The 24,374-nt window shown below is 54.3% G+C and carries 22 protein-coding genes and 2 pseudogenes; 11 read left to right on the top strand and 13 right to left on the bottom strand.

Annotation, left to right across the window (positions count from 1 at the left end):
- Positions 1-542: 542 nt before the first annotated feature.
- The 4 genes and pseudogenes from KTE_RS08510 to KTE_RS08525 all read left to right on the top strand — a co-directional run bounded on the left by KTE_RS08510 (position 543) and on the right by KTE_RS08525 (position 2,630).
- Entirely contained in the window at positions 543-857 is a 315-nt protein-coding gene (locus tag KTE_RS08510; RefSeq protein ID WP_201371132.1) for an RNA-binding protein, read from the top strand.
- A 114-nt stretch (positions 858-971) separates the two neighbouring features.
- Positions 972-1,085, top strand: a pseudogene (locus tag KTE_RS49510) (TetR family transcriptional regulator); the annotation flags it as partial.
- Between the two features lie 136 nt (positions 1,086-1,221).
- Entirely contained in the window at positions 1,222-2,040 is an 819-nt protein-coding gene (locus KTE_RS08520) for an MBL fold metallo-hydrolase (protein WP_201380224.1), read from the top strand.
- 407 nt (positions 2,041-2,447) lie between these two features.
- Positions 2,448-2,630 carry a hypothetical protein gene (locus KTE_RS08525; protein WP_201380225.1) on the top strand — a complete coding sequence of 61 codons (183 nt, stop codon included), beginning with the start codon at positions 2,448-2,450 and terminating at the stop codon, positions 2,628-2,630.
- 342 nt (positions 2,631-2,972) lie between these two features.
- On the opposite strand, the gene KTE_RS08530 is transcribed toward KTE_RS08525, so the two are convergent.
- Positions 2,973-3,587, bottom strand: coding sequence for a hypothetical protein (locus tag KTE_RS08530; RefSeq protein WP_201380226.1), 615 nt, complete (start codon positions 3,585-3,587; stop codon positions 2,973-2,975).
- A gap of 421 nt (positions 3,588-4,008) precedes the next feature.
- Between KTE_RS08530 and KTE_RS08535 the strand changes: the two genes are divergently transcribed.
- Positions 4,009-4,197 (top strand): hypothetical protein, encoded by a 189-nt coding sequence (locus KTE_RS08535; protein ID WP_201380227.1) that lies wholly within the window; start codon positions 4,009-4,011, stop codon positions 4,195-4,197.
- Positions 4,198-4,588: 391 nt separating this feature from the next.
- Here KTE_RS08535 and KTE_RS08540 read toward each other — a convergent pair whose 3' ends face one another.
- The 4 genes and pseudogenes from KTE_RS08540 to KTE_RS08555 all read right to left on the bottom strand — a co-directional run bounded on the left by KTE_RS08540 (position 4,589) and on the right by KTE_RS08555 (position 7,962).
- Positions 4,589-5,746: an RNA-guided endonuclease TnpB family protein gene (locus KTE_RS08540; RefSeq protein ID WP_201380228.1), complete on the bottom strand. Its 1,158-nt coding sequence runs from the start codon at positions 5,744-5,746 to the stop codon at positions 4,589-4,591.
- Positions 5,747-5,750: 4 nt separating this feature from the next.
- Positions 5,751-6,152: pseudogene (gene tnpA, locus KTE_RS08545) on the bottom strand (IS200/IS605 family transposase); the annotation flags it as partial.
- Between the two features lie 185 nt (positions 6,153-6,337).
- The gene (locus KTE_RS08550; RefSeq protein WP_201380229.1) at positions 6,338-7,399 is read right to left on the bottom strand and encodes an LLM class F420-dependent oxidoreductase; all 1,062 of its coding nucleotides are present in this window, start codon (positions 7,397-7,399) and stop codon (positions 6,338-6,340) included.
- A 14-nt stretch (positions 7,400-7,413) separates the two neighbouring features.
- Complete coding sequence (locus KTE_RS08555) at positions 7,414-7,962, bottom strand: DinB family protein (RefSeq protein WP_201380230.1); 549 nt, start codon at positions 7,960-7,962, stop codon at positions 7,414-7,416.
- Between the two features lie 417 nt (positions 7,963-8,379).
- On the opposite strand from KTE_RS08555, the gene KTE_RS08560 reads away from it, so the two are divergent.
- The 3 genes from KTE_RS08560 (at position 8,380) to KTE_RS08570 (ending at position 11,608) form a co-directional block, all read left to right on the top strand.
- The gene (locus KTE_RS08560; RefSeq protein WP_201380232.1) at positions 8,380-9,327 is read left to right on the top strand and encodes an ornithine cyclodeaminase family protein; all 948 of its coding nucleotides are present in this window, start codon (positions 8,380-8,382) and stop codon (positions 9,325-9,327) included.
- Between the two features lie 418 nt (positions 9,328-9,745).
- Positions 9,746-11,293: a CocE/NonD family hydrolase gene (locus tag KTE_RS08565; RefSeq protein WP_201380234.1), complete on the top strand. Its 1,548-nt coding sequence runs from the start codon at positions 9,746-9,748 to the stop codon at positions 11,291-11,293.
- Positions 11,294-11,425: 132 nt separating this feature from the next.
- Positions 11,426-11,608, top strand: a complete 183-nt coding sequence (locus tag KTE_RS08570; RefSeq protein WP_201380236.1) for a hypothetical protein — start codon at positions 11,426-11,428, stop codon at positions 11,606-11,608.
- Between the two features lie 135 nt (positions 11,609-11,743).
- Here the strand turns inward: KTE_RS08570 and iscB are convergent, their stop codons facing one another.
- The gene (iscB, locus tag KTE_RS08575; protein WP_201380238.1) at positions 11,744-13,057 is read right to left on the bottom strand and encodes an RNA-guided endonuclease IscB; all 1,314 of its coding nucleotides are present in this window, start codon (positions 13,055-13,057) and stop codon (positions 11,744-11,746) included.
- Positions 13,058-13,570: 513 nt separating this feature from the next.
- Entirely contained in the window at positions 13,571-15,334 is a 1,764-nt protein-coding gene (locus KTE_RS08580; protein WP_201380240.1) for a zinc ribbon domain-containing protein, read from the bottom strand.
- A gap of 405 nt (positions 15,335-15,739) precedes the next feature.
- On the opposite strand from KTE_RS08580, the gene KTE_RS08585 reads away from it, so the two are divergent.
- Together KTE_RS08585 and KTE_RS08590 are read left to right on the top strand one after the other, a co-directional pair.
- Positions 15,740-16,486, top strand: coding sequence for a hypothetical protein (locus KTE_RS08585; RefSeq protein ID WP_201380242.1), 747 nt, complete (start codon positions 15,740-15,742; stop codon positions 16,484-16,486).
- A gap of 19 nt (positions 16,487-16,505) precedes the next feature.
- Positions 16,506-17,045, top strand: coding sequence for an NYN domain-containing protein (locus KTE_RS08590; RefSeq protein WP_201371127.1), 540 nt, complete (start codon positions 16,506-16,508; stop codon positions 17,043-17,045).
- Between the two features lie 51 nt (positions 17,046-17,096).
- On the opposite strand, the gene KTE_RS08595 is transcribed toward KTE_RS08590, so the two are convergent.
- From KTE_RS08595 to KTE_RS08610, 4 genes are all read right to left on the bottom strand, one after another.
- Positions 17,097-17,873 carry a polyprenol monophosphomannose synthase gene (locus tag KTE_RS08595; protein WP_201371126.1) on the bottom strand — a complete coding sequence of 259 codons (777 nt, stop codon included), beginning with the start codon at positions 17,871-17,873 and terminating at the stop codon, positions 17,097-17,099.
- Positions 17,874-17,879: 6 nt separating this feature from the next.
- Complete coding sequence (locus KTE_RS08600; protein ID WP_201380244.1) at positions 17,880-18,944, bottom strand: lysylphosphatidylglycerol synthase transmembrane domain-containing protein; 1,065 nt, start codon at positions 18,942-18,944, stop codon at positions 17,880-17,882.
- 12 nt (positions 18,945-18,956) lie between these two features.
- Positions 18,957-19,973, bottom strand: coding sequence for a decaprenyl-phosphate phosphoribosyltransferase (locus KTE_RS08605; protein WP_201380245.1), 1,017 nt, complete (start codon positions 19,971-19,973; stop codon positions 18,957-18,959).
- A 254-nt stretch (positions 19,974-20,227) separates the two neighbouring features.
- Positions 20,228-20,914 carry a Crp/Fnr family transcriptional regulator gene (locus tag KTE_RS08610; protein WP_007907127.1) on the bottom strand — a complete coding sequence of 229 codons (687 nt, stop codon included), beginning with the start codon at positions 20,912-20,914 and terminating at the stop codon, positions 20,228-20,230.
- Positions 20,915-21,224: 310 nt separating this feature from the next.
- Between KTE_RS08610 and KTE_RS08615 the strand changes: the two genes are divergently transcribed.
- Entirely contained in the window at positions 21,225-22,259 is a 1,035-nt protein-coding gene (locus KTE_RS08615; RefSeq protein WP_201380246.1) for a P-loop NTPase, read from the top strand.
- A 99-nt stretch (positions 22,260-22,358) separates the two neighbouring features.
- Here the strand turns inward: KTE_RS08615 and KTE_RS08620 are convergent, their stop codons facing one another.
- Together KTE_RS08620 and KTE_RS08625 are read right to left on the bottom strand one after the other, a co-directional pair.
- A complete protein-coding gene (locus tag KTE_RS08620) occupies positions 22,359-22,844 on the bottom strand; it encodes a GtrA family protein (protein WP_201380247.1) in 486 nt (161 codons plus the stop codon).
- A 98-nt stretch (positions 22,845-22,942) separates the two neighbouring features.
- Positions 22,943-24,085 carry an RNA-guided endonuclease TnpB family protein gene (locus KTE_RS08625; RefSeq protein WP_201380248.1) on the bottom strand — a complete coding sequence of 381 codons (1,143 nt, stop codon included), beginning with the start codon at positions 24,083-24,085 and terminating at the stop codon, positions 22,943-22,945.
- Positions 24,086-24,374: the final 289 nt, after the last annotated feature.

Consider the following 24,374-nt stretch of genomic DNA (forward strand, 5'->3'; position numbering starts at 1 on the left):
TTGCGTTCGACCCAGGATCATCTGGCTAGGTCTGCAACTTTATTCCTCTCTACGTCATAAGTGCGAAAAGCTAGGGCGGGAACTATCAGCTGAGCAGAGCCTCCTGCTCGCCATACTCACGTGTTGCAAAAATTCTTGCCGCACCCCAGCGAATCAGGTCATGACGATTGCTCTTCTGGGAAATAATGACACTTTTGAATCGGCTAATTAGGGGTGGCCCCTGAGTATTAATGGAAACACCATGAGCTGTGAGCGCACCACTCCCGATGAGGTTCAATATGGCCTCAGAATATACTGTTGCTCAATTCTTCCTGAACGCTCGATATGGATACACAGATTCTTCTTTAAGATCGCTCATGAAGTAGGGAACGAGAGCGAGGTCTTTCTGAAGCCGCTTTGAATGTGAAGGCGAGGGAATAAGTTGCTCGCCAAACCTGTTTCTATACGTGTATGGCATCACAAAGAAATTGGATCGCTTCTGTGGGAAATGGTTTCTCCGAGCATCAATGGATAGAGAGATGTTCACACAGGAGTAAATACACATGAGACTATATGTAGGGGGTCTCCCTTATCAAACGACCGAGCAAGACCTTGGTGATCTTTTTGCCCAGGTCGGGCAGGTCACTCAGGCTTCGGTCATCACGGATCGTGAGACAGGGCGAAGCAAAGGATTTGGCTTTGTCGAAATGAGTACCGATCAAGAAGCACAGTCCGCCATTGAGCGACTGAACGGAACCCTTCTAGGAAATCGGACGATCACCGTCAACGAGGCGCGTGAGCGCCAGGCGGCAGGAAGCAGAGGATTCCAGGCAAGAGAACGGTATTCAGACACGAGCTATCGGAGCGGACGCTACTAAGCCCCAACATCAGATAGCATGAAACGTTCAGAAAAAACGTTGAGATCACGAAAGAAGGAAGGTTAGCCCATGTGCTAGCCTTCCTTCTTTTTTGTTTTTCCTCCACCTGATAGCAATATTGAGGTGCTGGCCGATCTGATCTATGGAGCCATGTGGTACCATCTGCTGGTGCAACACGGCCCCCTCGATGTTCAGTTTGCCCACGAGATGGTACGTGCTGTAATGTGATCCTGGCGCTCAGATCCTGTCCTTTTGTACGAAAGAAAAATTACACCTTTTGGACAATGACAGCGGGCTTCCCATCATTCTATACTGATCTATGTCATCAAAAAGAGAGCAACTTTTCTGGAAAGGAAGGGATACGATGGAACATTGGATCTGCGTTACCTGTGGTTCTCAATTCGCGGCGCGAGAGGCTCAGCCTCTCGTGTGCCCGATCTGTAACGATCAACGGCAATATGTGGGATACAACGGGCAGCAATGGACAACGCTGGCCGAAATGTCCCGCAATGGATTTCATAATGTCTTCAAGGAAGAGGAGCCGAATCTTCTCGGCATTGGCACCGAGCCTTCTTTTGCCATAGGGCAGCGCGCCTTGCTGGTTCAGACGCCGCAGGGAAACGTACTCTGGGACTGCATTAGTCTGCTGGATGAGCAGACGTTGGCCGAAGTGCAGCAGCGTGGTGGCATCGCGGCAATTGCCATCTCTCATCCTCACTACTATAGTTCGATGGTGGCGTGGGCCAGGCACTTCAATGCACCGATCTACCTACACGAGGCCGATCGCCAGTGGGTGATGCGGCCCGACGAACACATCATATTCTGGTCAGGCGAAACGCATTCTCTGCAGCCAGATCTCACGCTGATCCGCCTGGGAGGGCATTTTCGCGGTGGTACTGTTCTGCACTGGCCTGCCGGTTTCGATGGCAAGGGGGCGTTGTTGTCCGGCGACATCATTACCGTTGTGGCCGACCGGCAATGGGTTTCCTTCATGTATAGCTATCCCAATCTGATTCCCTTACCGGCCTACGAGGTCAACCGTATTCGCGATACTATTGCCCCCTATCGTTTTGAGCGCCTCTATGGGGCCTGGTTCGGACGCGTTGTGATGCAAGATGCTCATCAGGCCGTGCTGCGCTCTGCCGATAGATATCTCCAGGCCCTTGAGCGGCCATTGGATTAGCCTTTATTCGAGGTGAGTGCATAGCTCACCTCATTCCCTTTTACAGTAATATCAAATCAAGCCCATTCGACAGAGGGCCGGAGCCGCAACGTCGTTGACTCAGGTCAATAGGTGGCATACAGGTACAGAAGGGAGCCGCGCCAGAGATGCTCTAGGAGTTGCTGGAGCGGGAGGGATGGGGGCTGTGGCGACCACGCGTGCCAAAACCGCTAGAGCAAGACCCAGGGTTCGAGCCATCGGCGAACCGCTCGCAGGGCTTTGGGCCAGGACACCTGTGGCCGTTGCAGCCTTTCGCCTTCCTTTTTTTCCCTGGCCTTATGCGCTCCTGGAACCTCTTGCTGTTCCTGCTGAGTCGTAGAAGGGGTTTGAGCTGGCTTCACCGGCTTTGTTGCAGGAAGGTGAGCCTGATGGTGCCAGCAAAAGGAAAAGGCACAGCACACGAGCTGCCAATGTTGCCGGATCGCCGGATCGCTCCTGTTGAGGCCGCCCCGTCCCTTCCCAGGGGTCCGACCCACCACGCGACAGTCGCACGACCAAGCGCTACACAGCCTGCAGCACGACCCGAGCGAGGCGCGTCAAATGCACCATGACACGAGCCGCGTAAGGCGGTGGTTCAGAATCCGAGTTCCTTCCTCCGCAGGCCTGATGAAAAACATCGCCGCGTCAAGCTCCCACGGCTCGCAATAAAGCGTGCTGTGCCCAGGAGCAGCACAGCACGCGTTGCCTCTCCATGCTCCATCACAGGCTTAGTAAATTAACTGAAGGAAGGGCCGATTTTGCGGCTCTTGCTCAATCGAGGTGGAAAACCTCTTCGGTTAGTAATAAGAGGAACTGTTTCTGTTCGTGCTCAAAGAGGTAAGCATTCCCCTCGGAGAAACTCAACCACACACCTCAGTTGAGCAAGAGCCGAAAGACTCGATCCGGCCACCGTCTTATTGCCAAGCCCCCTGCGCTGTACAGCGGGCGGGCGATGCTCGGTGGCGTGCAGGGCAGAGATGCCAAAGGGCGAGATCGGAGCTGGAACGATCCATCGACCTCCTCTTGCCGAACGCCTGCCTGGAGAGAGAAACGCGGCCATATTCTGGCCTTTGCCCCTCCAGCCCTTTATAGCGCAGATGGACGGCCAGACAGCGCATGAAATCGTAGCCGTCGCTGGCCACTGACGGTGGGAAGCCCCAGCCCTCTTCATATGCCTGCTGACTGAGCGCGTCACTCGCCAGGGGAAGAATGGTGTGATAAAAGTCTTCTCGTGGGAGGCTCAAGAGAAAGCGGCGCACCGCCTCTAGAGATGGTATAACCCAGGACCCACATGATCCATCGGGTTCCGCCTCGTCTAACGCCTCGAATGAGGGATAGATTGTGCCTGTCTCGTCCGATTGGACGCGGTACCCGCACGCGTAGCGATACTGGTCACTCCAATCCAGGCATTCCAGTTCTTCGTCAGCACGGTCGAGCCACCGCGTGAGCGTCTCCATCAGCATCGCATCCGGAAGGGCAAGGAGCGCGTCTTGCACCTGTCCTATCAGATCTCTTGTTTTCTGTTTCATGACCACCCGCTTCTCTTTGCGCACGCTATCGACTTCTGGAAGTCACGGTGCATAAGATATCATACCAGATGAAACGTATCGTAACGTCACGAAAATTCGCGATGTGCTCACGAGCTCTGTGGAGAAAAGAATGGAGAAGTCCTCGCTCGGAGCCGGGTAAGTGCCGTGGTGGTGCTCTATGGGCGTGTCTCTGGGCATGACCAGCGGGCTGACCTCCGGCCTCAAATGGAAGCATTCGTAGCCTGGGCAAGGCGGGAACGGCCTAGTCAGGAGATTGTCGAGCTATCGGACAGTGGGAGCGGACTCAAGCGGATCGTAAGCAGTTGCGTAGGATGTTGCGCATGATCCAGAAGGATCAAGTGGCTGAAGTCGTCGTTACCTACGCCGATCGCTTAACCAGCTTGGGTTGGAATATCTGACCGTGTTTTTCGCTGGTTATGGCGTTCGCTTCACTGTGCTGTACCCCAACGATAGGAAGACGCCTGAGCAGGAGTTGACCGACGACCGCATTGCCATTCTGACCTCCTTTCCTGGGCGACTCTACGGGATGAGCAGTCACAAGCAGAAGGAAATTGCAGCATGCATCGAGGAAGTATTGCACACGTCTTGAGGCTCAGGTGATGATCTTGCATGTCTCTCTCCGAAAAGCCGGGTAGCCCGGCTTTGGGCTGGTCCCAGTTTCGTGAGACGAGCTCAGCACATGCTGGCGTGGGTAGAACAATGTCCCGGCAAGAGAAAGTATACCTGTAATATCTCGATAAGTTCGCCTTAAGCTGGCCTCTCAAGTTGGTTGAGCGGATGAAAAGCGCGATAGGGCCAGCAGTCAAGTTGTCGCTAAAAATGGCCTGGTTCTATTACATTATCGAACCAGGCCATTTTTCTTTCCTTGAAATTGTTCTGCTTCCCGCTGTGACGCGGAAGCAAGCGTGTTGAGCAAAAGCAAGATGGATTACTATTTCTCCGGAAGACGTGCAAGGATTTGAGTGACGACTCCCCACGGCTTACAAGCCGGGGGCTTCTGGAATGACGCGGCTGTGTCGTCCCACAGCCTTTAAACCTTCATCTAAAATATTTTTGCTGCCATTGTGATCGCGATCGATCACGAGTCCACAGTTGGGACACTCGTAGATCCGTACGCAGAGCGGCATCTCTTGCACATGTCCGCAACAGGAACATCGCTGACTGGTGTAGGCCGGGTTGACTTTGACCACTGTGCGGCCAGCTTCTTCCGCTTTGCTGCACAGAAACGCAAAGAACTGTGACCACGCTGCATCTGCGATGGATTTTGACAGTTTCGGATTCTTAACCATGTTGCGCACGATCAGCGCCTCTACGGCGATCAGGTCGCAGGTGTTGACAATCTTGCGCGAGTGCTGGTGCGCAAAGTTCTTGCGGCGATGCTTTGTCCGTTCGTGGACGCGTGCCACGCGTTTCTTCAGCTTCTTTCGTTCTTGCGATTGTTTCGGGGCTTTGTCTCGCTTGCGTTGTGCCTTCGCCAGGTTCTTTTCTTCTTGCCTGAAGAAGCGTGGATTCTCAATGGAAGTGCCATCGGAGAGATAGGCAAAGGTTTTGAGCCCGACATCGATGCCGACTTCTTTGTCAGATTGAGGGACGTTTTCCTTTGGCACATCTTCACACGAGATCGAGACGAACCATTTGCCTGTAGGCGTCCGCTTCACAATCGCTGTTTTTGGCGTTCCGGCGAGGGGCCGATGCATCACCATTTTCACCTGGCCCAATTTGGCGAGCACGAGCGTTCCCCGGTTCTTTTGAGCGCTCGCTGCAACGTCGAAACTATTGCCGTATTGCTTGAACGTCATGCTATCATAGCGAACATGAGACTTGTATCTGGGATAGCCTGGCTTCTCTCCACTCGCACATCTCTGGAAAAATCGATCAAAGGCAAGATCCACGCGTTTGACCGCATCTTGGAGGACTTGGGAAGGCACCTCAGCCAGATCGGGACGCATGTGTCTGCACTCGGGCAATTCGGCGCACTGATGGGAAAAGCCGATCGATTTCCCCGCCATTCTATAGGCATCCCGGCGCTCTTGCAAGGCGGCGTTGTACGTCTCACACAGCAGCTGTAGCCAGTGGGTGAGGGTCGTCTCTTGCTTTTTTGTCGGATAGATCCGGTAGTGAAAGGTCTTGTGAGACATGGTTTTGTTGCTCAATAGACTGCTTGATGACGTTCAAGGAAGCACCACCTGATGTGCTGACACAAGAGGAATTCGTCCACAACGTGGGCAATGTTCGCTTGAGTTCGGGGAACTCCTGTGGCAAGCATCGAGAGGAACGATCTGTGATGCGTTTCACCAGCCGACGGATCCCAAACTGGGGTCCACATTGACCCGCGAGATGCACATGATCTGGCATCACCTCTCGCTCTTCTCGCTCTGCTTGATGCTCTTCGCAGACCTGGCTACTGATCTGCTTGAAGCGGGTTTCGATGGTCCCGACAAGCAGTGTGCGTCGATAGTTGGGACACCAGACCACATGAGAATGGCACGCAAAAACCACGTTCCGATTGCTTCGATACTCTTGAACATGGGTTCTAGTGTACAGCACTTTCGTATCTCCTGTCAAGAGGAGAATACCCGAACGCGTTGCTCTTCTTCCCCTCCCCGAAAAGGAACGCGTCTTTCATCCCCATGGCTGAAGCCAGGGGCTTTCAGACGCGGTTATGGGTAAACCGATGTGTCCTCGATATCTTACGGCACCCGGAGTTGGCGAGCAGTATAATCTCTGCCTCAAGGCTCAGCGTTGATCTCTTTAACGAGTTCTACCAAGCGCGCCAATGTTGCCAGTCGCTCATCCAGTGTCTGCCCAGCAGGATCCACCTGCAACGTGTTCACTCCAGCGCGCCGATGGGCGCGAAGACGCTCACGCACCATATTTTCCGTGCCGATGAGATTGGTTTTGAGTATTAGTTCATCGGGGATACGCGACGCCGCCGCTTCGCGCTGCTTCTTGAACCACAGATCTTGCACCACAAGCGCCACATCCGCATACCCAGCGCGTCGGTACACATCGTTATAAAAGTTATGTCGCCGTGATCCCATAGCCCCAAGCGTGAACGCAAGACCCGGCTTACGAGGAACAATCAGGCTCTCAACGTCATCAGAGAACGCAACTACTCCGGCAGCAACCTGTAGATCAAGGTCAGCGATGGTGCGGCCTGCCTGTGCAGCCCCAGCGGCGATGGGATCGAAAAACAGAGAGGCATGTTCCGGGATGAAGGAAGTGCCGAGCCAGCCATCGGCCAGCTCACCGGTGAGTTCCAAGCTTTTGGGACCGAGCGTTGCCAGGTAAACAGGCAGGCCCGGTCGCGCTGGGACACTCGAGGTCAGCGCTTTGCCCTCACCTTCGGGAAGAGGTATCTGATACGCTTCCCCGTGATAGACAAGGCGTTCCCCTCGGGTAACCTGGCGCACAATCTCCACGGTTTCCCGCAAACGCTGGAGCGGTCGGGCAAAACGCACTCCATGCCATCCTTCGATTACCTGTGGCCCGCTGACACCCAACCCAAGAAGAAAACGGTCTCCAGAGAGAGATGCCAGGGCCATGGCGGTCATCGCCGTCAGAGCAGGAGTACGAGTGCCGACCTGCAGAATGCCTGTACCAAGCCTTATCCTGGTGGTCTTTGCCGCCAGATATGCCAGAGGCGTCGCTCCATCATAGCCCCACGTTTCTGCCGTCCAGGCCGAATCTATCCCTAAACGCTCAGCTTCAACCGCATAAGTGAGTGCCGACGCCCAGTCTTCGTTGGAGGAGGTATACGTAGAGACGCCAAACTGTATTGCCAGTTTCATTGTTTCTCTCTCCTCTATAGCGGTGACGTTGATGCCAATACCGCTGCGATTACCTGCATCTGACGTGCGTGATCGAGCGTATGGACACGAGCGAATAGGAGCCATTCTCGCCAGTTCATGTTGCCGAACTCATTGTGTCCCCAGAGGATATCGAGATGAGCCTGGGAGTCGGCATGAAGCACGACAGCTATCAACCGTTCACGGAACCCTTCGATATCTGCCAACATTTGCTCGCGTGTGGCATTGGGTGAAGCCTGCTCAAGCGCATCGTCCACATTTGCAGGCTGCTCGCCACGCTCAAGCACGCCACAGATCGAACGTTCGTCAATGGCAGCAATGGCACGAACGTGCGCCAGGACATCAGCCGCAGACCATTCCCCTTCCCTTGGAGCTGTGCGAAAGGCAGCATCAGGGACAGCAGCAGTCGCAGCTAAAAACTGATGGTGCGCCTCTCGCAGCGCTTCAACGAGCTGCCCTACTGTACGACGCATCGCCTGACTCGCCAGATAACTACGAACGCGAGCAACCTCTTCCTCACGCGTCTCCTGTTTGTCTTGAGACATAGTTCATCCTCACATCGACGCTTACTGCTTTGTAAACATTATCAGAGCCCGTTCAGGGATTTATATGCTCCTATTATGTCACATGCTCGCAGCAACAGAGTGATTCGCCCATCACAGAGTTCGAACCGCCAGTGCTGTAAAAAAACTTTATTGACTCATCTACATATAACTCCAGGTGCTTGTACTGATCGTGCAGATATCCGTAGATCATTTTGGTTTAGAGGAAAGCGATATATGAGCGCTACGGGTGCGAAAATGATAGCCATCGAGATATGGTGAAAATGCTTGTAAACGGCGCACCTACCAGCGTGAAGATTGGCCTCATTTCCCATATGTTATCAAAACTTCCTGGAAAAACCGCTCCCACTCTGGTACACTTTTTCCCAAACCTGTACATACTGATCGCGGGAGGATCCTATGGACATCTTGATGCTCAATGAAGCGGAGGTCCGGAGATTGTTGGACCCTGAGGCACTCTTGGACCAGCTTTCCGAAGGCTTCAGGGCGCAAAGTAGCGGCCTGGTCGATGCCCCCAAACGCATTGGGGTCTCCGCCTCCAATACGGGGCTTCTGCTCGCCATGCCAGCCTATCAGCAGGGCCGAGAAGTCACCGTCAAGTTGGTCACCCTCTTTCACGAAAACAAGCGGCTCGGCATTCCTGTGCACCAGGCTCTCATCTGCTTGTTCGATCCAGAGACGGGTACTCCCCTCTCATTCATGGACGGGACGTACATTACCGCGCTACGGACGGCTGGGGCTGCCGCCCTCTCGACCCGACTTCTGGCGCGCACAGATGCTCGCGTGCTGGCGATTATCGGCGCCGGAGTGCAGGGCCACGCGCATCTCCTGATGCTTCCCCACGCGCGTCCGTTCACCGAGATCCGTGTGGCCTCGCGCCATTTCGCCCATGCCGAGCAGTTGGCGACCATCGATGCCAGGGCACACGCGGTGGAGGCCGCTGAGGAGGCCGTGCGCGGAGCCGACGTGGTGTGTCTGTGCACGAGTGCAGCTGAGCCGGTGATCAGTCTCGACTGGCTCGCACCCGGAACGCATATCACTTCGGTTGGCTATGCGCCTCCGGGCGGAGAACTGGACAGAAGGGTGATCGCCGAGGCGCGCCTCTTCGTGGAGACCCGACAGGCCTTCGAGCCCCCACCGGCTGGCTGTGCTGAACTGGCCGCGTTGGATTCGAGCCTCGGCACGGAGCTTGGCGAGGTTTTGTTGGGCCTGGGCCAGGGACGGCAATCCGCAGACGAGCTCACCGTCTACAAGGCCATGGGGCACGCCTGCGAGGATATGGCTGCTGCCAGCCTCGTCTATCACCGTGCGAAACAGGAGGGTATTGGTCGTAGCGTGGTGCTCTAAAAGGCTGGCAAGACGAGAAAGGGTGGGCGTCATGTTCTTGCAAACTGTTCCATTTCTGCTCGAGACTGCTTCCTTTCCTCCATAGTGTGGTTGTGGCCTGCCGACACTGTTGGTCGGCAGGCCACAACCACAGGGATAGCGCTGCCGCAGACGGTCAAAAGCTTGCACATCGGACTCATTACCGGCATGCTATGACATTTCCCGGTTGACTTCTCATAAAGAGCGACGTAGACTGGACTATAGAGCAGCTTGAAGCGATGCTTCCAGGTAGTATCCCGTAGAACGGTAGAACGAAGGAATATGCAATGGCCTCAGATATTCGGATTGCTTTTGACCAGCGCGTGCCAATGCGCGACGGCGTGACCCTATCAGCTGATATATATTTCCCCCGACCGGCGAACAGTGGCCGGTGATTCTCATGCGCACCCCTTATGTCAAGGCCAACACGGCAATGTTAGAACGTGCTAAGGCATATGCACAACGCGGATATGTTTTCGTCGGTATGGATGTGCGCGGGCGTGGCGATTCTGAGGGTGAATTTACGCCGTATTTCAATGATGGTATCGATGGGTACGATGCTATCGAGTGGCTGGCGGCTCAGCCGTGGTCAACCGGTGCTGTAGGGACAATCGGTAACTCTTACCCGGGCCGAATTCAGTGGCTTACGGCTTTGCAATCCCCCCCTCACTTGAAAGCGATGGTAGTAGGCGTGACGCCCTCCGATCCCTTTGTAGAAACACCGACTGGTCTAGCTTCGCCCATGCATTTATGCTGGCTGCACTATGTCAGTGGCAAGGTCAATCAGGTGATGGAGGCAGTGGACTGGGGGTCAGTCTACTGGCATCTCCCCTTATTCACTATGGACGAGCGAGCGGGGCGGCCTAATCGCCACTGGCGCGAGGATATCGAGCATCCTCTGCTCGATGAGTATTGGGAACGTATACGCTACCAGAACAAGTTCGATAGCATCAATGTTCCCGTGCTGCACATTTCGGGTTGGTATGATGACGAGGAAATTGGTACTCCGCTGAACTTTCACGGCATGACTACCGGGGGGGCAACGCCTGAGATACGCGCCGGTCAGCGTCTACTGATGGGACCGTGGGGACACGCGGTAAATACAACAAGCAAATTGGGTGAGGTCGATTTTGGCCTGGGTTCTCTGATTGATATGCGTAGCGAAGAGATACGCTGGTTTGATCGTTGGCTGAAAAATAAGCCGCAAGATCTCCAGGAGGCTCCTGTACGTATCTTTATTATGGGCGAAAATACGTGGCGCGACGAGCAGGAATGGCCTCTGGCGCGAACCCAATGGACCCATTACTACCTGCACAGTGGTGGCAATGCCAATAGCTTATTTGGAGATGGCACGTTATCTACGCACATGCCGGAAGGTGAAGAGCCGGTAGACAAATATCGTTATGATCCAGCTCGTCCCGTTCCTTTTATTTCCGAGCCGACATCATCGCAGATTGGTGGTCCTGATGATTACGCGGCTGTGGAGCGCCGCGACGATGTGCTTGTTTACGTCACCGAGCCGCTTGCGGAAGAAGTGGAGGTAACAGGTCCGGTGCGCCTCGAACTCTATGCGGAATCCTCTGCCGTAGATACCGACTTTACAGCGAAGCTGGTTGATGTCTGGCCGACCGGCTTCAGGCAGCGTTTATGTGATGGCCTGATACGAGCTCGTTTCCGCGATGGCATGGAGAAGCCCTCGTTGATTGAATCCGGCAAGATCTATCATTACACTATCGAATGCTGGGATACCGCGCAATTGTTTAAGAAGGGGCATCGCATCGGGCTGGAAGTCTCTTCCAGCGCATTCCCCAAATATGATCGCAATTTGAATACCGGTGCACCTCTGGGTAAGACCAGTGAATACATTACTGCTCACCAGAGGATTTATCATGATGCGGTGCACCCCTCCGCGTTAGTATTGCCCGTAGTTCCAAAGCGAAACATGTAAATAATCATTTCTAGTGTGATTGCAGTTCGCTCGTGCAGAGCATGAGCGGATTGCAATCACACTAGTACATTGAGGCTTACAGGAGTAAGTCCTGTGTACGTCCAGAAGCCCCCTTTTGAGGAGGCGAGAGGCATGCCAGCGCGAAATCTGTGTGACGATTCTACGCGCCATAAGTTCGTCGGCAATCTCCCTGCCTGTCCAGTGGCTGATGGGACGCCCCGTTTTTGCCGGAGCCTCACAGGCCAGAGCTGCCATCTAAGTACGTTGCTGCACCATGAATTTGGGAACTGCTCCCAGGCGCGGGGCATCCTGTAAGCGCAGGAGAAGGCTCTCTGCCTCCTGCTCGCTTTTCTGTGGATCGGCCGACTGCCAGTTCGCCCAGCGATCTCTCCACAGAAATACGGGCCATTCCTCCCCGGTCTTTGCAAGCCGGGGAGGAATGGCCGTTCCTTACGGGCTGGTTGGGATTGGGGCAGCGTGCCGTGTCCCGGCCTGGTAGGCGTAGCCAGTGCTGCGTCCGATCAGCCGGCAAAAGCGGTGAGGCACATCGGTGACCTTGCCGTGCGCCGTCGTGATGGTAAAGTACCCGCTGGCTTTCACCGCCACACGCCCCACGTGGGTACCATGGCAGGCAAAGCGCTCGGGGACCACGGCTCGCACCAGATCCCCCGTTTGATACCCGAAATAGCGTTTGCGGCGCTTACGGTGGCTGACCGGGAATCCCAGCGCATTAACGTTGCACAGCCTCCGATGCCCGCGCCCCGTCGCCCGCACGAGCAGGGGCACGACGTCCCCCGTGCGCAGGCGCTCTGGGGTGGAGGCTCCCACGACTGCCGCGTCGAGCCAATGCGTCTTGGGGAGGGCCCTCGTGGTTCGGTTGTACTTGGTCAGACCTCCAGACCCCGTTTCCACGGGCAGGCCGGTCGCCTTGAGCCGCTCAAAGAGTTCCCAGCGCGTGACATTGACGGCCGCCGCCTCTTTGAGCGGGGTCTTCGCTTGCCTGAGAATGCGCTTCAGGCGCTCAGGATTCTGAGCGAGGAATGCGCGAACATCCTGGGTGCCCTTCTTGCAGTTGCAGGCTTCACACGCCAGGGTGAGGTTTGACACCCCCTTGGCGCGCGCAATGATGTGTTCCAGTTGGAGCGGGATGCCCGTCGCTCCGCAGTACGCACATGTCCTTCCCCATTTCTCCAGGCAATACTCCCGCACTTCATAGCCGAAGAGGGTGCCCTGCTGATACTCGATGCCGGAGATGTCAGGGCGCTCCAGCTTTTGCACGTCGAAGCGCACCAGTTCCTGGGAGAGCGCGCTCACGTGCGCGATCCCGCTGACCCGCTCCACCCAGGTCAGGATGTTTTCCACCCGCGAGAGGAGCGAGGGGGGCAGCCACCCGGCTCTGCGCCTCCGGTTGGCGAACCGCGGGGCACAATAGCGGGTCTTGCGGGATCGGCGCCCCCAGCGCACCGTCCGGCGGGTGTCCAGTGCCTTTTTGATCGAGGCGCCCCGATGGGTGAGTTCGGCCGCCCAGACAACCTCCCCGCCCGCGTCATCGACCAGCGCCAACCCGGTGGTGCGGGCTCCCGGATCGATCTTGAGCCGCAGCGGGGCGGGGGCAGGATGCTCGACCTCTCGTTTGAGGATGATGGTAAAGGGAGCGGTCCGATAAACGGCGGCCTTTCCGGTGGTGAGCAAGCGACGCGCTCGCCCCGGATGGACTGGGGTCAGCGGTTGCTTGAGCGTATCTACGACAAAGACGTTGGACATGGTCCCTTTCTTTGTGCCCTTGCGGGCCTCCGCTCGCGCGGGTCATGCTCACCTCGACAACGTGTGCAAGCGGTTTGTTGGAAAGCGCACCGGCTTCTCCCTCTACACCTTTTAACGCTTCCCCGCAGGGGTTCAGGCTGGTGAAGCACCTGAACGTGCCTATGGACATCGGCGGTGCCGTATTCGCTTGCAACGGAGCCCGATGGGAGGAGCATGCTCTTCCCCTGGCTGAGTCTGCTCATGTCTCGGGCCTGCGAACGGCGCGAGCGCCCCTCACAAGCCCCCGCATTCGATGCGGGGGTACATGACAACAGATCAAACTGTTTGGCCCTGGTCGCGATGAAGAGCGTCTCCATCTTGCGCAGCTTGAGTCTGCCGAAATCGTAGTCGATGCGACAGATCGCCTCCTCGTCTGTCTCGCCCCGCAGCACTGGGTCCTGCGAGCGACATTCCAGGGCCCTTGCCTCTTTCAAACCGTTGCTAAAATCTAGAACTATCTTGAACAAGGCCCAGCTATCCACACAATCGAAGGAAAACAGCTTTGGGCTGTGACGATTGAAGGAAGGCAGAAGCCACCCAGCCAGGATAGTAACAGATCTTTCCCCGCAAGGTGCGGGCGGGTGTCTCTCCCGTCGGCGGCAACAGCAACGCCGAACCCATTCCGGTATACGAAACGGGCTTGACCCTGGGGTCAGAGATGGAGCAAGACCTCGCCTTGCCTACGTGTTTCATGTGAGCCAGATATGCCACGCCCAGTCTCGCAATGTTGACCGACGCACAATAATCCCGATCACCATTATACTGACAGGCCTCACAAGCCATCCACCGCCCCCACTTCACCGCTTCACGACGATCACTGGGGGAACGATACGTTTTTGCCGTGATCCCGCAGCGGGGGCAGGTATGACTGGTTCCTCGTGGTTGCGCTGTACGGAACCGCACGCCCAGAAGATGACATTTATAGCGAAGGATCCTCCAGATTTCCCCGCGGACGGTCGAGTTATTGCGATAGTGGCGCCAGCGCCCCCGGACACCTTTCCCTCGCCCGGTGGTTTTGAGGGTTTTCAACGATTCCATCGAGAGCAGCGAGCAGCCATGGATCTGACACAACAGCAGCAAGACGTTACTTGCCAGATGCGCCACCGCTCGATTGCGCCGCTCATATTTGCCCCAGCAGCGCTCGATGTCGCGCCGAGAGAGTTCGAGGCGCTCCTGGTACCAGGCGCGTTTGGGATGGGCTTCTGGCAAGACATCACGTTCCTGCTCAAAGGCCGCGACCTTCTTCTTGAGTTCATCAATCTGGCGCAGCGTGCGGGCTTGTTTGCCATCAAAGCCGCCAGTGTCCAGGAAGAATGGCCTGCCAACTTGCTCACTGTGTTCATTGATGGCAATCGCCGTCAAGAGGGTATGCACACCCCAGTCCACGCCTAAGACGCATTCAACCTGTTCCCAGGTGGGCAACGCTGTTTTTTCGACCTCGATGATGAAGTCGAGCACGGCAAAGCGCTCACCATCGGCTCGGCGCTCTTCGCGCAGCGTGGGAGCCATGAGCTTTCCGTCGGAAAGACGCTCTTTGAGGCAAGCAGGGAACGCAATGAGGGTCTCCTCTCTGCGCCAGCGCCACACCCCCATCTCGTCAGGGGAGCGGAAGCGAAACCGAGCCACCCCTGCATCTGCGTCAAGAGCTAGCCGATAGGCCTGGCCTTTTGTGCCACCATCGTCTCCTGCATAGGTCAGCAGACCAACGTGTAACAAGGGGATGGGTTGCAATTCTTCATAGGAAGTGGGGAAACGATCATGCTGCAAGAAAAAATTGCAGGCTTGCTCGACCACATTTTGCAGGGTGACAAAGCTGGTTTCATCCTCATCGAGGCTCTGCTGCAAGGCCGTAATGGCTTCTTTGATGGCTGGACGGTTTTTGCCTGCTGGGCGCCTCTCCGTTTTGGGGCGAATGAAGCCATCGGAGAGAATGGGGGCGACGAGGGTAAAGACTTTTTTGCGCTCGGCCTGCGCCCGCAGCAAGCGCCCAACGACCTCGCTCTCGCAGCGCCATTGACGATCACCATGCGGCAACGGGCTTGCGATGTACTTGCCAACCTGCTTCCAGGCAGGCCCGGTACGCTCACCCCCAAACGCGTCGAGACAGGGCCAGAGGATCGTCAGTGTCGCATTGACGACGGCCTTACTTGCGTCAAGGAGGCGAAGCGCATCTGCCTGGGCTTCGTCAGGCAACCGCACGTCATAGGTCAGGGGCTGGTGGGTACGGTTGGTGCGCATCGTTCCTCCTCCTTTTACGAACATTTGTCCTCATGAAGAGAAGTATAACAGGAAAAGCATGTACTTACAACTGTTTTGGACTTCTTTGAAGCGGCTATAGATAGTTGCAGACGTACATGATAGTTATAGCTTGTTGACAACTGTCTAAACCCTCTTTTCTATCAAGCTCTGTAGGACACAAAAAGGCCTTTGTTTGATGGATCAGACTATTTTCTTCCTAAATTCCACCACACAATGGCCCATATTTTCGGGTTCTGGCGCGATGCGACAAGCATGCTGGGAGGGGCAGCGAGAGAGTATAATAGGGACAAAAAGAAGTGGCACTCGCGAATTCGCTTTCGAAATAAAACGTCATGTATTTTCGTGCTTTGAACCCAGGCAGTAGTCAGCGAGAGGAGGCCAGACATGAGCAGGGAAGCAAATCCAGAGGCACAGAGGAACGAGAAGTCGGTGACCTGTAGCATTTGTGCGGCGCGCTACACCGTGACAGGCGCATGGCAGTTGTGGGAGCCACTGACGCCCATGCAGCGTGAGCACCTGCTCCTCAACATCAGTCGCTTCTGCTATCGCTGCCGCCGACCTGCCTGCCCAGATTGCTGGGATCGGTCCTATGCGCTGTGTGCCGCCTGTGTGCAGGAAGCAGGGTTAGTACTTCAGGTGCAGGAGCGAAACGCAGCCTGGGGGGAGGATAGTCAGGAGGGACTGGTCTGTATAGAGGAAGGGCGCTATCATAGGGAATGGACGAACAAAACCAGTTCCACACATCCAACGCACACACGAGGGAAACGCATACGCAGTGTTTCGGGGAGAGAGGTGGATGAGGATGGAGGTCGCGTGCATGAGAGAACGACACAGCCACCTGTGTTCAAAGCAAGCACAATCCTGGCCCGCAGAGAGAAGAAGCCAGGCGAGGTAGCGCTTGATGAGATCGCGACCCTTCCGGGGCGTCGAGACAGGCAACACTTCAGCTGGATGCGCAAAGCCATCTTCAGCGTTGGAATTATCCTGCTGGCACTGTTCGTAGGAGGGATCATAGCAGCCACGCTCTCAATGGAGGTCAATACATTTTTATGGCAGATACTGCACATTGATGTGCGCGGATACATAGCTGCTTTCTGGAACTGGCTGCAACATCCTCCATTTTTCAAATAAAAGGGGCACCACCAATGTCATGAGCCGTGATATTCTCGTCGACGGATACAACGTCATCAAAAAGAATCCGATGTTTCAATCCCTGGGCATAGACAACATGGAGCACGCACGCCGCGTCCTGATTCAACAGTTGAGGAATCGATACCGCAACAGTGAACACACATTGATTGTCGTCTTTGATGGGAATGGGGCTCGAGAAGAGATCAAGCATGAAGAGCATATTCGTATTGTCTTCTCGCGTTATGGAGAGAAGGCTGACGCAGTCATCATCAGGATGGCAGCCCAGGCAAGAGAGGCGGGGCGTGAGGTAGAGATGTATAGCGATGACGGAGAAATTCGCGACGCCGTGGGAGAAAAGGGGGGCCAAACACGCTCAACGGGGCATTTAGCCATGCAGCTAAAGGCAGGGCCAAGAGACGTTGAGGCCCGAGCCAGGCACCGCATCGAGGTGCGCAAGGTCTATGGACTCAATCCAGCGGACAAAGCAAAATGGGACTATGAGGAAATGAGCCTGCAACAGCACACCGGGGGCAAAAAGAAAAAGAAGAAACGAAAATAAGGGCCGTCGCAACGGCCCTTATTTTCGTTTTGATGAGTATAGATGTAAAGGCTACTGATGAGCGACAGGGGACGGCTCTTGCTCGGCCTGGCTCTCCTGGACGGCACTCTTAATCACAGGCGTATGCTGCTGCTTACCAAAGCGCGTGCGAATAACAAAAGTGAATGCCTCAAAAACAATGTTCTTGGACATCTTGGAGGAGCCAACGCGGCGATCCATAAAGGTAATGGGGGTCTCAACAATCTTAAAGCCATGCTTCATCACCCGATAAGCCAGCTCAACCTGGAAGGCGTAGCCCTGCGACTCAATGGTATCCAGATTGATCGTCTCTAGCACGCGACGACGATAGCAGCGATAACCAGCGGTACAGTCTTGCACGGGAATACCAAGCATGAAGCGTGCAAAAATATTCCCACAGCCACTGATGAGGCGGCGTGAGATCGACCAGTTAGGCGTGCTGCCGCCAGGGATATAGCGCGAGCCAATGACGAGATCGGCGTTCTCGATCTCCTTCAGGAAGTTTGGCAGATACTTGGGATCATGTGAGAAGTCGGCGTCCATCTCGAAAGCGGCATCATAAGCATGCTCAATAGCATACTTGAAGCCCGCGATATAGGCAGTGCCTAGGCCCAACTTCCCGGCGCGATGCAGCACATGAACGCGAGGATCATTCGCGCTAATCTCATCCGCAAGCTTACCAGTATTGTCAGGCGAGTTATCATCGACGACCAGAATGTGCGTCTGAGGAGCGAAGGAAAAGATGCTCTCCAGCAGAGGGCGCAGGTTCTCATACTCGTTATAGGTGGGAATGATAATCAACGTTTTCATGGAAATTTATTCTCCGCGAGTAGCCGATACTGATGAGAGATCGGCGTTAGATTGATGAGCAATAGAAAAGGGTTGGGAGTCAAGCAAACGATCAGCCTCAGCGCGTTCACGGTGAACGGCCTTGAGCGCAGGCACAGTTCGGAGCGTAAGCAGCGCACCAACTCCGATCAGTAGCCCGAACCAGAGAGTACAGAAACGAATGAGCAGGGTCGCTGCACCTCCCAATGCCGACGATGACGTTACTAGAAGGCGGGTCAGCCCCAGCACACTGCCATCAGCGGAACCAAGCCCACCAGGCAAACCAGAGGCGGAGCCAACCAGGGAAGAAACGGCAAGAATAAAGGTAGATTTCAGCACCAGATCCATACTTGCCGCAATCCCTAGACCTCGGAAGACAAAATAGAATGCCAGGCATTCCCCTGACCAGGACACAATACCAATGCCAACGGCCAGAAGCAGAGGGCGCCACTGCAATAATGTATAGGCACTCTCATAGAAGGCCTGGAAATGCTGAGCAAAGCGTCCCAGAAAAGGGAGACGCTCACAAATGCGCAAGAGGCGCAGAGAGAGCGTGCGGTTCTGAATGACCAGCACACCAGCCAGACCAACGACCAGGAGGGGAAGCATCAGCTGTAAACCAAAGCGATAGAGCAAGAGGCCAGAAGAGGCCAGCGCCAGCATAGCCAGGCCATCAGAGAGCCGCTCAGCCACAATAATAGGCGACGAGTGGCTAATAGGTGCATCGGTATATTGCCTAAGCAAATAGGATTTGAGCAGTTCACCAATCTTACCAGGTGTAATAGCCATTGATAAGCCCGAGAGAAAGATGAGCAGGCTGATGGAGGGCCTCACAACAATCCGCAGACGCTTGAGATAATAACTCCACTTCACAAGACGTCCAGCATAGTTCACCAGGGTCAGGCCCAGGATCACAGGCAGGTAGATCCAGTGAAAGCCAGCAAATGCCGCCAGCATGTTTGGAACATCGGCGTAGAGCGCGATGACCAGCATGACCACGAAGGCAAATATTAGCGAGACCACAATGCCATTACGTATCTTATGAGTTTGCAAAAACCAACTCCATCAGTGTGGTAAGTAGAATACCAGCAGAATAATTGTCGCACACACCAAAACGGTTATCAGCATGTGGCGGTCACGTAGCAGGACCTCGTCAGGGCTCCCCCCATCGTTGCGTACATAGACCAGGTAGAGATAGCGAAAGATGCCATAGAGCACAAAGGGAACCGTTAAGATGATACTGTGGTGGCCAGTAGGCGCCTCGATGGTATAGAGGCTATAAGCCATCAGGGTGCAGGTAACCACAACCGTAATCATCTGATCCAACATAGGAATATTATATTCCTTCAGAATCTGGCGATGGGAGCTAGCTCGTCCCTGCAAAAGTACCAGTTCATTGCGCCGCTTGCTCAATGCCAGGAAGAGCGAGAGCAGGCAAGTCACCATATAGAGCCAGGGGGAGATTGAAACGGGAGTCACGACCGCACCCGCAATCACACGCAAGACAAAGCCGCAAGCGATCACAAAAATATCGATTAGAACAATATGCTTTAGCCAGATGCTATACAGAACCATAAGCACCAGGTAAGAGAGCACACAGAGCGAGAAGAGAACATTCGAGCCACCCAGCCCGGCATAAACATCCTGAGATTTGGTAATGGGAAGGAAAAAGATTGCCAAAGACAAAGCAGCACACAGCAGCACCAGGACGATAATAGCCACAATAGCCCAGGAGGCGGGGAGCTGCCCCGATGCTAGGGGACGCTTACATTTGACCGGGTGCTGGCGATCTTGCTCAATATCAAGTAGGTCATTGAGCAGATAGATAGTGCTGGAGGCCAGGCAGAACGCGAAAAAGGCCAGGATGGTTCGCTCAAGCTCATCCACTAACAGGAGATGGCTAGCAAACACGATAGCAATAAAAAGAGTCGCATTCTTGGTCCATTGTTTCAGTCGCATCGCCTTTAGCAGAGCCCGTAGGCGTCCCAGAGTGCTCAGTGTAGGCTGTTGGGCTGTCAGTTGCGGTAAGCCGCCATGTGGAGATTGTGATGTATTTACGCTAGGTTCACTAGTAGTTGGCATAGATTTCCCTAAAAGACGCTCTCTTTCAATACCATGTCTGATATGTTACCAACAAAATAAGCTATTAACGAGACGGTTCAGCGCTTGGAGCAGTAACGAGTAGACCAAAAGTCCAGGAGGTATGTAGGCATATTCTGGGTACTCAAATGCTCAGGTTGGTGTATTGGATGCGTGGTGGCTACCTGAGGCTGCCACCAACACACCAACCTGAGCGAGCGCCGCAAGCGCGAGGTCTCAAACAGACATGACATTATCTAATAAACGCGCCGGCGCAGGTCCGCGATGCGGTGGATGGTGATACGGTGACGATCTGTACTAATATATTGCTTGTCGGTAAAATAGCCAAGCACCTTGTTCACACTTTCCCGAGAGGCTCCAACCATCGAAGCAAGCTCTTGCTGCGTCAGGCGGACATCAATACGTACACCATCGCTGGCCTGAATACCATGCGCATCAGCCAGGTCGAGAAGCTTCTTCGCCACGCGCCCATATACATCCAGGAAGATAAGATCTTCTACCTGCTGATCAGTATTGCGTAGGCGTTTGGAGAGGACTTCTAGCACAGAGATCGCAATCTTTGGATTTTTGAGGATCGCTTTGTGAAAATCACTACGCTGTAAGGTATAACACTCAATCTTTTCAAGTGCAATGGCATCGGCCGAACGCCCCAGCCCATCAAGCAGAGCCTGTTCGCCAAAATATTCGCCCTTACCAAGGACAACAAGCGAGATCTCCTGCCCATCAGGACTGATAAGACAGATTTTCACTTTCCCTTCTTTGATAACGTAGAGAACCTGTCCGGGATCATCGCGATGAAAGATGACCTCGCCAGAGCGAAAGGAGCGTTTACGAGCTGCACTGGAGAGTTCGCGAATTTCATCTTCGCTTAGACCTGCGAAGAGATTCACTTGCTTAAAATAGCTTTCGGTGTCTGCCTCCATCGCTATTCCTTTTCTGTGTATTTTGCTGTGTGTGTCAGCTGCACGTTATCTACCTGATGCAGCCATCATAACATAAGCCATAGTTGCGTGCAATGTAGCGAAAAGGATCAAGCGAGGCCTCTCAAAACCCTACCCTGGAGCACAGGAAATATAGCCGGTTGGATTGATGTGTGCTATAATAATCGGAGTAAATAGGTAGGAATTACATTTTTTTATCTATGAAGCAGTGTCTTTTGACCTTTGTTAGTTTACAAATTGCAGGGCGGCAAACACATGTCTATACTGTTATTGCCGCTATTGAGGATAAGAGATGGCGGAAACTATTACTGCCGACATGGTTATTCATGATGTCGTGACCAGGTATCCAGCAACAGTCAAGGTATTTCATGGTCATGGTCTCCCATGTACCGCCTGTGCGGTTGGAGCACGTGAAAGTGTCGCGGGCGGAGCAAGAACGCATCGTTTCTCTCCAGAGAAACTTGAACTGCTGGTAAAAGATCTCAATGCGGCCGCGAATGGAGAGCCGACCTCAGTGGCTCCGAAGAAGGCTCCTGTGGGCAAGGGCATTCCGCTTAACATGCTCACGTCCGATCCCGACCGAAAAATCAAGCAAGTAATCGCAATCATGAGCGGCAAGGGCGGCGTAGGCAAGTCGCTTGTCACAGGTTTGTTGGCGGTCTCGCTGCGCAGACAGGGGCAGCGCGTGGGTATTCTAGATGGCGATATTACCGGCCCCAGCATTGCACGCATGTTTGGTACCAGGGGACAACCCACCAAGTCAGCGAGTGGAGGCATTGAGCCGTTACGCAGCAAGGGCGGCATCAAAGTCATGTCTATGAATATGTTCCTTGAAAAGGAGAGCGATCCCGTCGTCTGGCGCGGCCCGATGATATCGAGCGCCATCAAGCAATTCTATAGCGATGTGGATTGGGGCCAGCTCGATTACCTGCTGGTCGACCTGCCTCCTGGGACCTCGGATGCCCCCATGACCGTTATGCAGGCGCTGCCGCTTGATGGCGTTGTGATTGTCTCATCACCACAGATGCTTGCCACCATGGTCGTCATGAAGTGTGTCAACATGGTACAGCAGCTCAAAGGCTCAATCGTGGGCGTCGTTGAGAATATGTCCTACTTTGAGACTCCCGATCACGAGCGCTATGAGATCTTTGGCCCCAGCAACGCAACGGAACTGGTTTCGGTTACGGGCGCGCCTCTGCTAGGACAGATGCCGATTGACTCGGCGTTGACCTCGCTGTGTGACGCTGGTCGCGTCGAGGAGTACTACTCCGACGCCTATGAGGCCCTGGTCGCAAACTTTGTGAGCACGCTCAAGATCAAACGCTAAGCGTTTCCCACAGCATACTAGAGCGACGCTCTTTTTACAGGGGGAGAGGATGTGCTGTGGAAAGGTCGTAGGCCTTTCCACAGCACATCCTCTCCCTGTTTACTCCTGGCGAAAGACCAGGCGGTTCATAACAAAGAAATTGACACAGGCCGCAACCAGAATGCCAAGCGCGGAAGCCCAGAGCGAGGGCACAACAGTTCCGGCCAACATAAAGACCAGTTGATTGAGCAAGGCGGTGACTAAAATCGAGCTGTGAAATGTTGACCATCGTTTAATGAATTGCGCCCCCGGCTTCAGTTTGCCAGAACGGGAAACGGTACGATCTCGCCAGGTAAAAAAAGAACTAAAGAGGAAGTTAAACTGAGCTGCGAGGAAAAAAGCGACAATATTTGCCAGCCAGGCATGTATGTGAAGTTGTAAGAAGAGGTCGAGCAGGCAGAGCTGAATCAGGGAAGCAGAGCCACCAATGCAGACGAAACGAATGGGACGGGCGGCCTCAGAGAAGAGCCAGAGCAAAGCTGGTCGCAAACGCTCTACGAGCCACTTACTGTAACGTTGACGAGCATACTGTATTTTTTTCTGCATAGCCTCCACAGATGTAGTCACGTTGATCCGCATCTAACTATCTCTCATTAGTCTACCAAATAGGTCAGAGACCCGTGGCAAAAGCCAAGGGTTTGTCCCTAAGCCGAGGCTTGAGACGCTAGGCCGTCTGACGGCGACCCACTAGCCAAAGATGTACCAAGGCTAGCAAGGTGCTTGTTGCGAATGTTGTACGCCGCGTTGAGATCGGCATTCAAGCAATAACCGCAATGTTTGCACAAAAAGAGTGATTGAGATTTTCGATTGGAACGGTGCTGATGCCCACATTGAGAACACGTTTGCGAGGTATGGCGTGGGTCAATCTTGACCACTTGCATGCCACGCTCCTGCGCCTTATAGATCAGGAAAGAGTGGAACTGAGCAAACGACCAGTTATGCAGGCGTCGGCTTGTTTCCGTTTTCTTCCTGATCTTGCTGGTGCTGCGAATGTGGGTCAGGTTCTCAATCACGATGGTACTGCCAGAGGTGGCGTTCTGAACGATGCGCTTGGAGAGGACATGATCACAGTCCCGGTGAAATCGCAAAGAGCGACCAGATACCTTCTTAAGATGTCGTTTCGCACTTTTTGTTCCTTTGGACTGGAGTTTGCGGCGGAGACGAAAACGGCGGCGCTCGATCTCTTTCCAATGGCGAGAGCCAAGGAAATGGCGGTTGGAAGTCACAGCCGGGCGGTTAAGTCCCAGGTCAACCCCGATCACCTCATCATGGCGAGGAATGTTAGGGTCAGGAACGCTTACCACGACATGCAACCAGTAGCGCCCGTTGCTGATACACAGGTCAGCAGTCGTGACTTGATAGCCTGCGTACTTGCTGCTGTAAGGAGGAACTTTGAAGGGAACCAGAATACGTCCATTTATGGTAGAGAGACTGACTTCCTGTGTCTGCCAGTTGAGGACATAGGTACGCTCATTGTAGCGAATAGGGCAGAGTTTGGATCGAGGTTGCCTTGCCTTACGGTCTTTGGCTTTGCGATCAAAGGCAGACTTCAAGGCTTCGGTGGCTTTGATGCGTGCCTGAATGAGCACATTAGCATTCAAACGAGGATACGCCTCACGCAACTCATAGTATGTTGCGTGATGGAGCCGAACACCGTTCTTCTCACCGTGTTGCCAGCCATAGGCACACACCGCGTTGAAGACCTGCGTGAATTGTTGAGTGGTCTCATCAAGCAACTGTTTCTGCTCGTGAGTCGGCTTCAATTGTATCCGTACCGTTCTATCCATATATAAAAGTATAGCATATATGCGTAGTTTTTGCAAGAATGGAGCGGCATGCTCCACCCCCTATCTGAAGAATTGACACTTGCACATAAATATATGATCTTGAGAAAGAACACGGAAGCGATGTGCTGCAGGTGCCTCGTTTTCCCCCACACGAGAGGTGACACACTTTTGGTGAAAAAGTCGCTTGTCTCGCCAAGCTGAAAGCACATCATTGTGCATCAAGGGGCTTTTTTTTCAACACCTTTCCCTCGCATCATGCTGAGGATCTTCTGCAAACGTTCATATTTGT

The organism is Ktedonobacter sp. SOSP1-85, from assembly GCF_016587415.1.
Lineage (GTDB): Bacteria > Chloroflexota > Ktedonobacteria > Ktedonobacterales > Ktedonobacteraceae > Ktedonobacter.